The sequence below is a fragment of the Pseudoalteromonas sp. SG44-1 genome (genome assembly GCF_014164315.1).
GTDB lineage: Bacteria > Pseudomonadota > Gammaproteobacteria > Enterobacterales > Alteromonadaceae > Pseudoalteromonas > Pseudoalteromonas rhizosphaerae.
Map to the genome: position 1 here is coordinate 1 of NZ_JACJEW010000023.1, position 14,601 is coordinate 14,601.

10 protein-coding genes are annotated in these 14,601 nt (G+C 40.9%); 2 read left to right on the forward strand and 8 right to left on the reverse strand.

The window, feature by feature from the left end; genetic code table 11:
• Window positions 1-624: 624 nt before the first annotated feature.
• The 4 genes from H5187_RS11990 to H5187_RS12005 are packed head-to-tail and all read right to left on the reverse strand — an operon-like array spanning window position 625 to window position 7,115.
• Window positions 625-3,027, reverse strand: a complete 2,403-nt coding sequence (locus H5187_RS11990; protein ID WP_145241669.1) for a GNAT family N-acetyltransferase — start codon at window positions 3,025-3,027, stop codon at window positions 625-627.
• Entirely contained in the window at window positions 3,027-4,223 is a 1,197-nt protein-coding gene (locus H5187_RS11995; RefSeq protein ID WP_145241671.1) for an MFS transporter, read from the reverse strand. The genes H5187_RS11990 and H5187_RS11995 overlap by 1 nt, the downstream gene beginning before the upstream one ends.
• Window positions 4,220-5,536: a lysine N(6)-hydroxylase/L-ornithine N(5)-oxygenase family protein gene (locus tag H5187_RS12000; protein ID WP_145241673.1), complete on the reverse strand. Its 1,317-nt coding sequence runs from the start codon at window positions 5,534-5,536 to the stop codon at window positions 4,220-4,222. Before H5187_RS12000 ends, H5187_RS11995 begins: the two co-directional genes overlap by 4 nt.
• Complete coding sequence (locus H5187_RS12005; protein WP_259398814.1) at window positions 5,529-7,115, reverse strand: aspartate aminotransferase family protein; 1,587 nt, start codon at window positions 7,113-7,115, stop codon at window positions 5,529-5,531. The genes H5187_RS12000 and H5187_RS12005 overlap by 8 nt, the downstream gene beginning before the upstream one ends.
• Before the next feature lie 129 nt (window positions 7,116-7,244).
• Here H5187_RS12005 and H5187_RS12010 point away from each other — a divergent pair, with 129 nt between their 5' ends.
• On the forward strand, window positions 7,245-9,332 hold the full coding sequence (locus H5187_RS12010; protein ID WP_182797912.1) for a TonB-dependent siderophore receptor: 2,088 nt from the start codon (window positions 7,245-7,247) through the stop codon (window positions 9,330-9,332).
• A 15-nt stretch (window positions 9,333-9,347) separates the two neighbouring features.
• The gene (locus H5187_RS12015) at window positions 9,348-10,091 is read left to right on the forward strand and encodes a siderophore ferric iron reductase (RefSeq protein WP_182762622.1); all 744 of its coding nucleotides are present in this window, start codon (window positions 9,348-9,350) and stop codon (window positions 10,089-10,091) included.
• Window positions 10,092-10,150: 59 nt separating this feature from the next.
• On the opposite strand, the gene glmU is transcribed toward H5187_RS12015, so the two are convergent.
• The 4 genes from glmU to atpG form a co-directional block, all read right to left on the reverse strand.
• Window positions 10,151-11,509, reverse strand: a complete 1,359-nt coding sequence (glmU, locus tag H5187_RS12020; protein WP_145241677.1) for a bifunctional UDP-N-acetylglucosamine diphosphorylase/glucosamine-1-phosphate N-acetyltransferase GlmU — start codon at window positions 11,507-11,509, stop codon at window positions 10,151-10,153.
• 317 nt (window positions 11,510-11,826) lie between these two features.
• Complete coding sequence (locus H5187_RS12025) at window positions 11,827-12,249, reverse strand: F0F1 ATP synthase subunit epsilon (RefSeq protein WP_145241679.1); 423 nt, start codon at window positions 12,247-12,249, stop codon at window positions 11,827-11,829.
• A gap of 13 nt (window positions 12,250-12,262) precedes the next feature.
• Entirely contained in the window at window positions 12,263-13,648 is a 1,386-nt protein-coding gene (gene atpD / locus H5187_RS12030) for a F0F1 ATP synthase subunit beta (protein WP_145241681.1), read from the reverse strand.
• A gap of 33 nt (window positions 13,649-13,681) precedes the next feature.
• Window positions 13,682-14,542 carry a F0F1 ATP synthase subunit gamma gene (atpG, locus tag H5187_RS12035; RefSeq protein WP_145241683.1) on the reverse strand — a complete coding sequence of 287 codons (861 nt, stop codon included), beginning with the start codon at window positions 14,540-14,542 and terminating at the stop codon, window positions 13,682-13,684.
• Window positions 14,543-14,601 lie beyond the last annotated feature (59 nt).

Genomic DNA, 14,601 nt, shown 5'->3' on the forward strand with positions numbered 1-14,601 from the left:
CCGCCAGCGTTCAATCTGAGCCATGATCAAACTCTTCAATTAAAAGTTTTTTGTCTTTCGACAGCTCAATGAATTCTGAATTTATTTAATATCTTTCGATATTGAATTGACTGTGCCGAAGCAACTTATAATAAGTTACTTCTGTTGGTCACTCAGTTTCAATTGAGACTCTAAATTTTTTGCTTTGCTTAGCGAACTAAGCTCGGCTGTTAGAACTCAATCTGTACGAGTGCCCACACAGATGATTGCTTTATATTGTTAAAGAACGCTGCGGTTAAAGTTAAACTTTATCTCGCTAGGGCTGCGCATATTACGCTTTCCTATTTTTTTGTCAACACTTAATTTTTAGTTTCTTTTAAAAGATTTCAAAGCTAAGTTTTACTCGACTTACTTACCGTTTGTTCAGCGCTTTTCATTGCTGCCTGCCGGGTCAGTGGATGCGCATTATAGGGATATTCTTGAGGCCGTCAACGCTTTATTTCAGTTTTATTAAATTAATTAACTATTTGCTCAAAAGGCATACAAACAAGGCGTTGCAGCGTTATTTTCGCTTAAATTTTCAGCTATGAGAGCAACCAAGCTGCGCATACAGACCTGATCCATCTCATAGCTAAATAGCAATTATTAAACTGTTGCACTGTTATCTTTTTTAATTGGATTAAATGCGGCTATCGGATTGATTAATTTTCCTTCAAATTTAAGATTTTTTGCCGGATCTGCCAAATCTATCATTTGCTGATTATTACTTAACTGTAATCGGTTTAAACACGACAAGGTAAAATCAGCACTAAATAGATCATACTTGATAAACTTATCTTTTAGTTCTGGGTGTGATTGTTGATAGCTAATTACACACTCTGCAACTTGTTGCCAAAAGTCTCGTTCTGAATAGTCGTTTTGCTGATCAAGGATATCAGCCACGAACCTAAAGAAACAATCAAACACATCTGTAAAAATTGACAACACTTTTAATTCATCGGGCACATCCACAGTTAAGCGTTGAATATTATCCGCCAGTACTAAATCTTTATTAAGAATAGCTATCTCCTCGGCAATATCTTTCATTATTGCTTTGGCTGGAATGTTGTTCTCAAGTAACAGGATCAAGTTTTCACCATGAGGCATAAAGACTAAGTCATGGGAGTAGAAACAATGAAGGAGTGGATCTAAGTATGCTTTTAGATATTTAGCAATCCATATATGAGTACCTATCTTGGCTGATTTTATCAAAGCAGGTAATAACGCTTGTCCTTGATTATCTATATGCAGCAGCGACGCCATGGTCATTAAGCGCTGATTACTCTTTATCTTTGGCATTGGGCTTTCACGCCAAAGTGCAGAAAGCATTTTTCGATATGGACTGTATTGATCGGTTGCGGCTTCTAGAGCGTGATTATAATAACCAATTGCTGCAACCTCACGCAGAATTGTAAAACCGGATCCAGCTAAGTACGGATCCTGTGATACTACTTGTGCTACCCAATCGTTAATTGCGGGAGTTGCACTCATATAATAAGGCGATAAACCACGCATGAATCCCATATTCAAAATTGACAGTGCGGTCTTTACATAGCGTTTATGCGGATGTGTTTTATTGAAAAAAGTACGAATAGACTGCTGCGGCTGATATTCATCTTCACTGTATCCTAAGCAAACCAAATGCTGATCAGCAATATCGTTAGAGAATAACGACGCGAGTTTATTAAACCACTGCCAAGGATGAACGGGGAAAAAAAAGTAATCGTCACTATTTACTCCACGCGCTAATAGCTTTTGCTTAAATGACTCTATGGTGTGCGTCGATAGCTCTTGCGTTATGAGTGTTTGATAATCTAAATCATCGGTGGTCGAAAACACCACTCTATCTTTATGCGCACCTAGCCAAACCAACTGTAAGTGCGCGCCAGTCTCTGGTGCGTATTGGCGATAATCATTGGTATCAAACCCTATTCGACCATTGTTTGCTATAAAGCAAGGATGACCTTCCGTCATCGCACTCTCTACCTGTTGAAAATCCGCAGTGGTGAGTTGCTCGGCAGTCAATGCTGGCAGCTGATGCTTATAAGCACTGCCATATAAAGTACTGGCTATTTCTTCTAAATAAGTAGGCAGCATAGCTTGGCTGATACCTAAACTATGTTGTAACTCACAAATAAAGGCGATTGAATCGAGCTCGGCTACTTGGTTATCTATTTGTTTTTCAATTGAGTCTGCTGCTATATGCCAGTGATTCAAATACCCCAGCTTGGCTTTAAAGCGATAAACAATGCTTTCTTTGTCTGTACTGAGCTCAAAATATTGCCAATCTGCATCTTCATTGGTCAATTGCGGTTTTATCAGCCGCTCATGAGCAAACTCACTCAAAGCTTTGCGAACATGTAACCTATTTACATGCCGCCATAGCTGTGGCGTTAAATGACTGACGGCTTGCTCTGGGCTCAGGGGAATGTGCTTCATAGTATTATCCTTATTTAATGCGTGATAAAAGTTATCACGCGTGCAAAATGCGAGATGTGCGGTTTTATGAGTTAACCTAACCGCAGATTGATAACGAAAGCCGGCTTTAGTATTCAAACAATGAATTTTGTTATTGCGAATATCGGGTTCAACAATAACGCGCTGATTTTTGTCATTAGCAAAAATGAAATTCATCACCAGTTGAAACACCGACCAAGTAAAGCCATGCACCTTGTTATTGCTTTGGGCAATCAGAATGTGCATGCCAATATCACCTGCTTTGACGGGGTAATGATTACCTATTTCATCTAATAGAGGGTCATATAACTCAACTAAAAAACACGCGCTATTGTTTGCGTAGCCGATATAAATATCACTATGTGCTAACAGGCTTAGATATTCTTGCTGTAACTGCTCAATGGTAAATTCCTGCATGCCCCAAAACTGCGCATGAGGCTGAGTAACCCACTGGTGAATTAACGCGAGATCTTGTGCAAGGCTAAATGGCCTTAAGCTAAGCTCTGCGATATTAGTAAACTGCTGACAAAAAACAGCTGCTGTAATGGACATTATTGAGCCCTCGTGGTCGATGCCAGATTGGCGCAAGGAGTATGGCGTCGACTTTGCTTGCTCAGTAGCCATAAACAACAAGCAGATATAGCGAGCCCACCAGCGGCGACCCAAAAAGGTATTACTAAACCAGAGCTTTTAACCAGCAAACCCGCGCAGTAAGAAGCTAAAAGTACACCTAAGCTTTGGCAAAAACTGACTTTACTAAAATCTTCAGCGTACTTGTCTGGCGTACTCACTTGGTAAAGCAGCAGATCAAGACGCACAATAATAATGAATAGCGATAGACCGAACAGGCAGCGTCCTGCGATCACTACTAAGTAAAGAGGGCTGGCTTGTAATGCAACGCCTGTAATGATCAACATAAAGACAACTAATAAGTTGATGGGGTTGCGATTTGTGTGCTGCCGCCAATGATTAAAGCACAGCGCAAGCAATGCCATAAAAGCAGGGATAGAAAACACAACACTCGCTAGGACGATACTGGAGGTGTCGCTAATACTTTGCCAATATGCCGCAAAAAAAGGCCGGATCAAAAAAGCACTAAAGTAAAAGCACAACATAACAATGCCAAGTTGATATACAGGCCAACGACTTGATGAAGTGATTGATGTTTTTGCTACTGGAGGCGACTGATTTTTACTAGGCGCTAATCTTATGAGATAGGCGCACACAAAAACCTGAGTAAAATCGCTTAGAGCCATTATTAAAAATGCGGCTTTGCCAGGAAGAGCCGATAACACAAAGCCACCAGCAAGTGCGCCAAGTATGGCGCCAAAGTGCACCACAACACTAAGCATTGCAATCGTCGCAACGTGATTTTTTTTCGCTTCCAAGCTCATTAAGTATGGATAAACCAGTAAATAGCTGGCTTTAAAAGCAAACATAGCCATGGAGGAAAACCAAAACCAATTTAAGTCGCTAGCAAAAAAGCTACTGACACTAAATACACCCGCAGCAATTTGGCTATAAACCAATAAAGGTAGCACATTAATGTATTTACTAATGAAGGCCCAAATAGGAAAACATACCATGACAACAAAGCAGCTGGCAGCAATGTAAGTGCCAACATAGGCAGGGTCACTTATATTAAATACCGCACTAAAGAAAGTAGGATAAAACGGCAATAACATTGAATCACTGAGCACTGCAAATACCGTTACCGCGATCAACAAAACTTTAAACTGCTTACTCATGCGCGAAACTGCTCTACTTCGTCGCTTAACTCATAATTGGGCGCAGCAAACTCCTGAAAAGCTATTTTACGTTCTATTGGATAATATTCATGTCCGGTGATCGCACGAATAATACAAGAGTTGCGATAACATGCCATGCCTAAATCAGGAGTCACAAAACCATGGGTGTGTTGCTCTGTATTTTGTACAAAAATACGTTGATGCTGCTTGTCTATTGAGTAATTACGAGCAACTTGATAAAGCCCCGCGTCGTCACTATCAATGCAATGACTGATCCCAGCTAAAAAGCTCGGTTGGTAAGACTGATAACCCGTTGCAAAAATAACGCTTTGGGTGTTTAGTGAATAACCTTGCTGCTGTTCAGTTTGCTCTAAGCTAAGTTCAAAACCCTGCTGGTGGCTCAGGTAGGTCATATCAATCAATGCCGAGTTTGTGTGCAAGCTTACTGGCAATTTAGCTGTTAGCCGTTTGCTATAAAGCAAATCAAAAATATTGTTGATCAATTCGCTATTAATACCTTTATAGAGATTATGCTGACGACGATTTAACTGCTGGCGTTTTTGTTCTGGTAATTGATAAAAATAATCAACGTATTCTGGTGAGGTCATTTCTAACGTTAATTTAGTGTATTCGAGCGGATAAAACCGTGAAGAACGAGTAAGCCAATTTAGTTGATAATCATGCTGATCAATCTCTTGTAATAAATCATAAAAAATCTCAGCGGCACTTTGCCCGCTACCAATAATGCTGATCGACTGTTTTTGCTGTAATTGACTTTTATTGGCTAAGTAGTTGCTAGAATGAATAACCCCCTCTTGCAACTTAAATGCTTGAGCACATTGAGGATGACGTGGCACCGGCCCGGTGCCTAACACTAAATGTTTAGCTAGATACACTTGTTCTGCTGTTTGTACTATATAAATATCTTCGTCTTGGCTGTACTCAACATGCTGAACCTCTGAATTAAAACGTATATTAGGCAGCTGCTTTGTTGCCCACTGGCAATACTGATTATATTCTTGGCGAAGTAAGAAAAAGTTTTCTCTAATATAAAAAGAATACAGTCGACCTTGCTGCTTTATATAGTTTAAAAAGCTATAAGGGCTAGTAGGGTCAGCAAGCGTTACCAAGTCAGACATAAAGGGGGTTTGTAAACTTACCTCAGGAAGCATCATGCCTGGATGCCAATTAAACTCAGCTTTTTTATCTAAAAAGAGGCTGCTGACTCCTTCAAGTGGCGCAGTTAAACATGCCAGACTTAAATTAAATGGCCCTAAACCAATACCAATAACATCATAAATGGACTTATCCATAGCTAACTTCCTCCAGTGCAAGACTTAAAGGAGCATGTTCGTTCGCTAAATCACTTGCTAAGTATTGATAACCATATTGCTTTATAAGCCTTACAACTTGCTGGATATCATTGATAGTGGTGGCACAGTTCAGTAAGGTGAACTTTAAATATTGTTTATCTGCTACCTTAGTTGCCGCGATCAACGCCTCACCTTGGCGAGATAACTGTTTACGAATATATTTATTTACGGCGTCCAATTCACTATCTGTAGCACCGCTATCGCCAACAAAACGAAATACCAGTGTACTTAACTGCGGCTGATGAATAATTTCAATATCTGCTTCAGAGGCTAATAACAAATAACCTTGTCGTGCTAAATGCATCACTTGTTCAAATGCTACACCTAAGTTTTGAGCTCCTACCGTACGCAGTGAAAACCACAACTTTAACGCATCAAAACGTCGTGTGGTTTGAATGCTCTTATTGCATAGATCTGGCGTTCCCGCTTGTTGCTGACTTAATGGGTTTAAATATTCGGCATGATAAGTAACAACTGATAGATGTTGCTTATCTTTTACAAAAAAAGCACTGCAGCTAACAGGCTGAAAAAATGACTTATGGTAATCAATAGTGACCGAATCTGCGCATTCAATACCCGCTAACTTGTGTTTATTATTGGGCGTTATTAATAAGCCCCCGCCATAAGCAGCATCAACATGAAGCCACGCACCACAGCGCTTAGCTATTTCAGCTATCTGCGTTAATGGATCGATACTACCAAAATCAGTTGTTCCAGCTGTTGCAACGATGGCCATAACGATATCGCCTTGTTGCTGACAGTCTTCGATTGCCTGATTTAAAGCGGTCATATCCATTCTAAAATATTCATCACACGGAACGCTTACAACAGCATCGTAACCAAGTCCTAAAATTGCGGCGGCTTTTTGAATACTAAAATGGCTAACTTTTGAGGTGAAAATTTTTAGTCGTTTAAAGTCGTGTGGTAAACCTTGCTGTTTATTAGTATGCCCTGCATATAACTGGCACTGAAAATCACGAGCTAACAACATCGCCATCAAATTAGATTGCGTACCACCACTGGTAAATACGCCATCAGCTAGCTCACCAAGCGCTAGTTTTGAGAGTGTCCAATCTACGATACTTTGTTCAATAAAAGTGGCACCACCACTTTGATCCCAGGTCTCTACAGCAGTATTAATCGAAGTAGCGAGCAATTCAGCAAGGATACTTTGATAAACAATCGGACAATTTAAATGCGCGAGATAGCGTGGATTATTAAAATAAACAGCATCTTTAAGATAAAGCTGAGCAACTTCTTCTAGTGCGTCCGGTATATCAAACAGCGGTTGATTAAGGTCAATACCAATAAATTTTTTAGCTAGCTCCTGCGGTAATATACCGCTAAATGGTTTTTGTTGTGTTGCGATTGTTTGCTCCAACAATTGCATAACCTGCTCAAGACCTATTTTAAAATTATCTATATTTTCCTTATTAAACATTGAATTAAGCATTGAACTTGCTTCATTAGTTGAAGCTTGCTGCTGTGAATCCGCCAGTAACACATTTAACTGAACCATGAGCACGATCACCTTTAATTGAAAACAATTGATAAATCCAAATGAGAATGTATACTAATCGCGTTTCCAATAAAGTGTCAATGGTTTAATTCTAGTAAAATTTAAGGAGTGATTGTGTTAAAAAAATCAATGTTTGGACTATCTGCAATATCATTATGTTTAATGAGTAACTATGGGTTTGCTGCAGAAAAGCCAGCCGCAGACGAAATAGAAAGTATTGAAGTATATGGAAAAAGTTATCGTTCAACAGGGACCAAATCGAGTTTGACGCCGATTGAATCGCCTATGAGTTTTGAGGTTTACGACAATAAATTACTAGAGTTACGCCAAGTAGATACCGTTAATGAAGCATTGCGCTATGTTTCTGGGATCACACCTGAAAATCGCAGTACAGTAACGATTTTTGACCAATATACGATTCGTGGTTTTGAAAGTTACCGTAATTTTTACGATGGTTTACCGCTGCAATACAACCTAGCTTATAACTTAGCTCCACAAGTAGATGCGTATGCAACACAAAGTGTCGAAATTTTAAAAGGCCCAGCATCGGTTTTATACGGATCGGCACCTCCAGGTGGCATGGTTAACCAAACAGCAAAAACGCCACAAGCATCCTCTGAGCACAATATTAGAGCCCGAATTGGTAGCAATAGCTTGGCTGAATTAGCTTTAGATAGCACAGGCGCTATTACCGACGGCGTTAATTATCGCTTTATTGCAATTGCCCGTAGCCGCGACGGCCAACAGCAAACAACCGAAGAAGAAAGAATCACCATTGCGCCCTCAGTAACTTTTGAGATAAGTGAGCAAACAAGCTTAAACCTTAACTTATATTATCAAGACGATCCTAAAATGGTGCCATCAACGCCATTACCCGCGAAAGGCACACTTTACGAAGCCAGTTACGGTAAGTTAGATGCTGATGCGTATGCTGGCGATGAAAACTGGGCTGAGTTTGCTCGTGAAGTCACTATGATCGGGTATAAATTAAATCATGAATTTTCAGATTCAATTTCGTTTTTACAAAACTTTCGTTATACCAATGCCGATGCCACGCAACAAAATAGCTATGACTTCGGCTTAGCGGATGCAGATAAAATTTTAACTCGTACTGCCTATAAAACCATTGAAGACGCTGAAGGCTTCGTGATTGATAACCAACTCGCTGTGCAATTTGGTTTAGCGAATACTAATCATCAGCTATTATTTGGCTTTGAATATCAAACCCTTGATTCTACATTTGACTATGCCGACACTTTTGGTGCAAATACGCCAACACTTGATTTATCAAATCCAGATCACAGCCAGTTTAATGCAGCTACTACAGCCGCTTTAGATAGCTATCGTCAATTTAGCCGTTTAGAGCAATCTCAACGCGGTTTTTATCTTCAAGATGAGATAAAGCTCGATGCGCTGACAGTGATTGCTGGCCTTCGTTATGATAATTACTACAGTGTTACAGATGATACGAAAAGCGGTATATCTAGTAGTCAAGAAATCGATCAAAGCGATACCACTTTTCGTATTGCAGCAATTTATACCTTTGATAATAACATTGCTCCTTATGCCAGTTACTCAGAATCATTCGAGCCCACTTCGGGGGTAGATACCTTAACTGGCAAAGCATTTAAACCAACGACCGCAGAGCAAATTGAAGTCGGGATGAAATATCACAACAATGATGCAACAACTAAAGTAACCGCGGCCTTTTTTGATTTGCGCAAACAAGATGTGGTGGTTAACACTCCAGACTTTATGAAATACACACAAAATGGTGAAGTACAATCGAAGGGTTTTGAGATCAGTGTTTATCAGCAACTCACTGACACTCTTGATGTTACTGTAAATCTAACAGATATGGATGTTGAGGTAATAGATAATCCACAAAACCCGGCATTGGAAGGTAAAACACCAATTTGGGTAGCAGAGCAACAAGCCTCAATGTGGTTAAATTACTTCTTTAACGATGCACTGGAATTTAATGGCGGTGTACGTTATGTCGGTGAAAGTCAGTTAGATGCCTTAAATTCCGATACAGTACCGGGTTATACCTTGCTTGATGCTGCCGCTAGCTATCGTTTTAACGACAGCTATAAAATCGGTTTAGCCGTGAGTAACTTAACAGACAAACGTTATGTGGGTGCTTGTTTTGATATAAATGGCTGTTGGATGGGCGCTGAGCGCAGTGTTGAGCTTAGTTTAAACGCCTCATTTTAAGTATTTAAACTCGTTATGAACGCTGAACAACTCGCCCTTAGTAAGCTGTTAAAGCTTGCTAAGGGCTACCACAGTGCTTTAAAAGTACCAGAACAATCAACAGATTGGCTCGATATACAATCGAGTTCATTGCTGGTTGCAAGGTTACACCAGTATTGGCAGCAGCAATACCCCGCTGCTGGGCGCAGTTATTGGGCAATCAAAAGCTGGGGAATGCTGTATTGGCAACCTGTCTATTTAGCGCTTATCAGCGTTCATGAACTTAATATGAGCTTTTCTTTGCAAAACTTTAAGCAACACTATCAGCAAGGTGTTATTGCAGGGCTGCAACTATCCACTATAAAAGCGCAGTACCATCAAAACCAGCAACAGGCAGTAACGGATATGGCTGCCCATTTGAAACGCTATGTTGTTAAGTTACTCACAGATTTAAACCTCGTTGCAAGGCTTAATGAGCGTTTGGCGATGCCCTTATTAGCTGACACGCTATTAGCAATACTACTACTTCATGCAAAGCGAAAGCCGCAGTTTAATATTCAAGTAATGGCAGCGCACTGGTTGCATGCTCTCGATATCTCAGAGGCGGGGGAGTTTATTATGCTTACAGCTTGCTCAGACTCATTAGCATTAACGCGAAAAACATGTTGTTTGCATTACCAAATAGGTAATGTTGCAAAGTGCGCTAATTGCCCAAAACAACCTCAGCAAATTAAAGTTCAACGGATGCAACAGGAGTTAATAGCAGTATGTTACAGCTAAATAAAAAGCAAAAAGCGAGTATAAACTCGCTTTTCTAGCTAAGGTAAACACTACTGCGCTTACTTTTTAACTGGGCGTTTCCAACCGGTTAAGTTGCGCTGTTTTGAACGTGCGATTGCTAGCTGTTCATCTTCAACGGTGCTAGTGATCACAGAACCTGCACCAACAGTTGCTGTTGCGCCAATGTTTACCGGTGCAACAAGCGATGAGTTAGAGCCAATAAAGGCATTATCACCAATAATGGTTTTGGCTTTATTTACGCCATCGTAGTTACAGGTAATAGTACCGGCACCAATATTTACTTTTTCGCCAATTTCAGCATCGCCTAAGTAAGAAAGATGATTTGCTTTAGAGCCTTTGCCTAAACGGGTTTTTTTCATCTCAACAAAGTTACCAATATGCGAGTCTTCTTCCATAATCGCACCTGGGCGCAGACGTGCATAAGGCCCCAAAGTACACTTGTCGGCTACGCTTGCATCATCAATTAAGGTATTAGCTTTAATAATTACGTTATCGCCAATCGTACAATTTTTAAGTACGCAGTTAGGGCCAATTTCAACGTTATTACCAAGAGTAACTTTACCTTCAAAAATAACGTTTACGTCAATTAATACATCTTCACCAGTTGTCACTTCGCCGCGTACATCAATGCGAGCAGGGTCGGCAAGCGTTGCACCATTAAGCATTAACTGTTCGGCTTGCCACGACTGATATGCGCGTTCAAGGCCTGCAAGTTGTACGCGGTTATTTGCACCTTCAACTTCCATTGGATGATCTGGTTGTGCTGAGCTTATCTCTACACCTTCACTGTGCGCCATTGCGACTATATCTGTGAGGTAGTATTCACCTTGCGCGTTTTCGTTAGATAAGTTGCCTAACCAGCTTTTCAGCAGTTTACCGTTTACAGCCATAATGCCAGTGTTTACTTCGTTAATAAGTAATTGCTCTGCGCTTGCATCTTTTTGCTCAACAATACCCACTAGCTTGCCATCAACACGTAACATACGGCCATAACCATTAGGGTTAGCTAAATTAACAGTAAGCACGGCTAAGCCGTTTTTAGGTGTGGCAGCGAGTAAACGCTCAAGGGTTGATTGCTTTGTCAGTGGTACGTCACCGTATAAAACCAATACAGTGTCTTCATCATTAATATGTGGGTTTGCTTGTGCCACTGCATGGCCAGTACCAAGCTGCTCAGCTTGAAGTACCCAGTTTACATCGTTGTCAGCAAGTTGTTGTTGTAATAATTCGCCGCCATGACCAAAAACTAAGTTAGTAGATGTCGCACCGAGTGCTTTAGCATTATCGATAACGTGTTGCACCATAGGTTTACCGGCAACTTTATGCAGCACCTTAGGTAGAGCAGAGCGCATACGAGTACCTTTACCCGCAGCAAGAATTACAGTAGTAAGTGACATTAAAACAATTTCCTTCTTTCTTTGTTTTATTGAAATAAATAAGCGCGTGTAAATTCAAAAAGATTACGTAAGTCACATCATGTGCACTTACTCAATGGCAATCTAGCAGTAGCCACTGAATCTAAGCTGAAATCACAACTTGCTTTGTATTAGTTATATTGTAACGGGGATCGATGAAGGATATAAGTAAAAATAATGATAAAGAGCTGTAAAAGTAGAGTTTAGAAAAATGATAGCGTTCTAATAAAATAACAATGCAGTATATTTCAAGCACAAAAAAGCCCACATAAAGTGGGCTTTTTGAAAACCAGATAGGCTTACTTTTTACGTAATTGCTGAATAACGCGTAGCTGTGCAATTGCTTCTGCAAGTTGTACTGCTGCTTGTTGATAATCTAATTCAGCGGCTGAAGAATTCGCCATTTGCGCTTCAGCTTCACGTTTAGCTGCTTCTGTTGCTTGTTCGTCAAGGTCTTCACCACGAACCGCTACATCAGCCAAAATAGTCACTATGTTCGGTTGCACTTCTAGAGTACCACCAGCAACATACATTACTTCTTCGTGACCAAATTGCTTTACTAAACGTACCATACCAGGTTTAAGGGCAGTCAATAGTGGCGCATGTCCTGGGTTTACACCTAGTTCACCTTCACTACCGCTTACTTGAATCGATTCAACCAGACCAGAGAATAACTTCCGCTCTGCGCTTACTACGTCAAGATGTACAGTCATAGCTGCCATACTACCCTCCTAATTACATGTTTTTGGCTTTTTCTTGAGCTTCTTCGATAGAGCCAACCATGTAGAACGCTTGCTCTGGCATATCATCAAATTCACCGTTTAAGATGCCTTTGAAGCCAGCAATTGTGTCTTTAAGTGACACGTATTTACCCGGTGATCCTGTGAAAACCTCTGCCACGAAGAATGGCTGAGATAGGAAACGTTGGATTTTACGTGCACGAGATACAAGTTGCTTATCTTCGTCAGAAAGCTCGTCCATACCTAGGATTGCAATGATGTCTTTAAGTTCTTTATAACGCTGAAGAACTGTCTGAACGCCACGTGCTGTATCGTAGTGCTCTTGACCAATTACTAATGGATCAAGTTGACGTGAAGATGAATCAAGTGGGTCTACCGCTGGGTAGATACCAAGTGACGCGATATCACGCGAAAGTACTACTGTTGCATCTAAGTGAGCAAACGTTGTTGCTGGAGATGGATCCGTTAAATCATCCGCAGGTACGTATACCGCTTGGATTGAAGTGATTGAACCCGTCTTAGTAGATGCGATACGCTCTTGCAGTACACCCATTTCTTCAGCAAGTGTAGGCTGGTAACCTACCGCTGATGGCATACGACCAAGAAGTGCAGATACTTCAGTACCAGCAAGTGTGTAACGGTAGATGTTATCTACGAAGAAAAGTACGTCGCGACCTTCGTCACGGAACTTTTCAGCCATAGTAAGACCTGTTAACGCTACGCGTAAACGGTTACCTGGAGGCTCATTCATCTGACCGTATACAAGCGATACTTTATCAAGTACGTTTGAATCGTTCATTTCATGGTAGAAATCGTTACCCTCACGAGTACGCTCACCAACACCGGCGAATACTGAGTAGCCGCTGTGCTCGATTGCGATGTTACGAATAAGTTCCATCATGTTTACGGTTTTACCAACACCGGCACCACCGAATAAACCAACTTTACCACCTTTAGCGAATGGACATACAAGGTCGATTACCTTGATACCAGTTTCTAAAAGTTCTACTGAACTTGATTGCTCTTCGTATGAAGGCGCTGCACGGTGAATAGACATACGGTCTTCTTCGCCGATTGGACCAGCTTCATCGATTGGCTCACCAAGTACGTTCATGATACGACCAAGCGTTGCTTTACCAACTGGAACTTGAATCGCTTCACCTGTGTTTGATACTAATGCACCACGGCGTAAACCGTCAGTAGTACCTAGTGCGATAGTACGTACCACACCGCCACCTAGCTGTTGTTGAACTTCTAGAGTCAAACCAGCTAAATCGCCATCTGTTATTTTTAACGCGTCATATACGGCTGGCACGCTGTCTTGTGAAAATTCAATATCCACAACGGCGCCGATAATTTGGACGACCTTACCTAAACTCATGTCTATTCCTCTCGTTAATCTTTGCCCGAAGCATTAAACTGCTGCTGAACCAGAACAAATCTCACTAATTTCTTGTGTGATTGCCGCTTGGCGAGCCTTGTTATAAACAAGCTGTAACTCATCCATAAGGTCGCCTGCGTTATCAGTTGCAGCTTTCATTGCAACCATACGGGCGGCCTGTTCAGAGGCAGCATTTTCAACTACACCTTGGTATACTTGAGATTCCACAAAACGAACCATTAATGTATCCAAAATTGCTTTTGGATCTGGTTCGTAAATGTAATCCCAACGGTGTGCAAGTTCTTTGCTTTCGTCTTTTGGCAAAGGCAACAACTGATCGATTGTTGGCTCTTGCTTCATGGTATTTACAAACTTGTTGTAAACCACATACAAGCGGTCTAATTTGCCTTCATTGAATGCTTCTAGCATTACTTTTACCGGACCAATTACGTCGGTAATAGAAGGCGCATCGCCTAACCCTGATTTTTTGGCAAGTACTGTTCCACCAAAACGGTTAAAGAAAGTGCCGGCTTTTGAGCCCATAACTGCGAAATCTGCAGAAACACCTTTTTCTTTCCACGCTTTGATATCTAAAGATACTTTCTTAAACTCATTAGAGTTTAAGCCACCACATAAACCACGGTCGGTAGAAATGACGATATAACCAACGCGCTTGACCTCACGCTCTTCCATATATGGATGGCGATATTCAAGGTTAGCATTAGCAACATGACCGATCACTTTGCGTAAATTTTCAGCGTACGGACGGCTTGAAGCCACTCGTTCCTGTGCCTTTTTCATTTTAGACGCAGCAACCATTTCCATAGCGCTAGTGATCTTTTGAGTATTTTTAATACTACCGATCTTGCTTTTAATCTCTTTTCCGCTGGCCATGACTCTTTCTCCGAATCAAGGTGTGCTTTAGCGAACTAAAGCGCACCATTTATAACTAA

Coding starts and splice junctions, on each gene's coding strand:
- H5187_RS11990 (WP_145241669.1), bottom strand. CDS start 3,027: ATGTCCATTACAGCAGCTGTTTTTTGTCAGCAGTTTACTAATATCGCA.
- H5187_RS11995 (WP_145241671.1), bottom strand. CDS start 4,223: ATGAGTAAGCAGTTTAAAGTTTTGTTGATCGCGGTAACGGTATTTGCA.
- H5187_RS12000 (WP_145241673.1), bottom strand. CDS start 5,536: ATGGATAAGTCCATTTATGATGTTATTGGTATTGGTTTAGGGCCATTT.
- H5187_RS12005 (WP_259398814.1), bottom strand. CDS start 7,115: ATGGTTCAGTTAAATGTGTTACTGGCGGATTCACAGCAGCAAGCTTCA.
- H5187_RS12010 (WP_182797912.1), top strand. CDS start 7,245: ATGTTTGGACTATCTGCAATATCATTATGTTTAATGAGTAACTATGGG.
- H5187_RS12015 (WP_182762622.1), top strand. CDS start 9,348: ATGAACGCTGAACAACTCGCCCTTAGTAAGCTGTTAAAGCTTGCTAAG.
- glmU (WP_145241677.1), bottom strand. CDS start 11,509: ATGTCACTTACTACTGTAATTCTTGCTGCGGGTAAAGGTACTCGTATG.
- H5187_RS12025 (WP_145241679.1), bottom strand. CDS start 12,249: ATGGCAGCTATGACTGTACATCTTGACGTAGTAAGCGCAGAGCGGAAG.
- atpD (WP_145241681.1), bottom strand. CDS start 13,648: ATGAGTTTAGGTAAGGTCGTCCAAATTATCGGCGCCGTTGTGGATATT.
- atpG (WP_145241683.1), bottom strand. CDS start 14,542: ATGGCCAGCGGAAAAGAGATTAAAAGCAAGATCGGTAGTATTAAAAAT.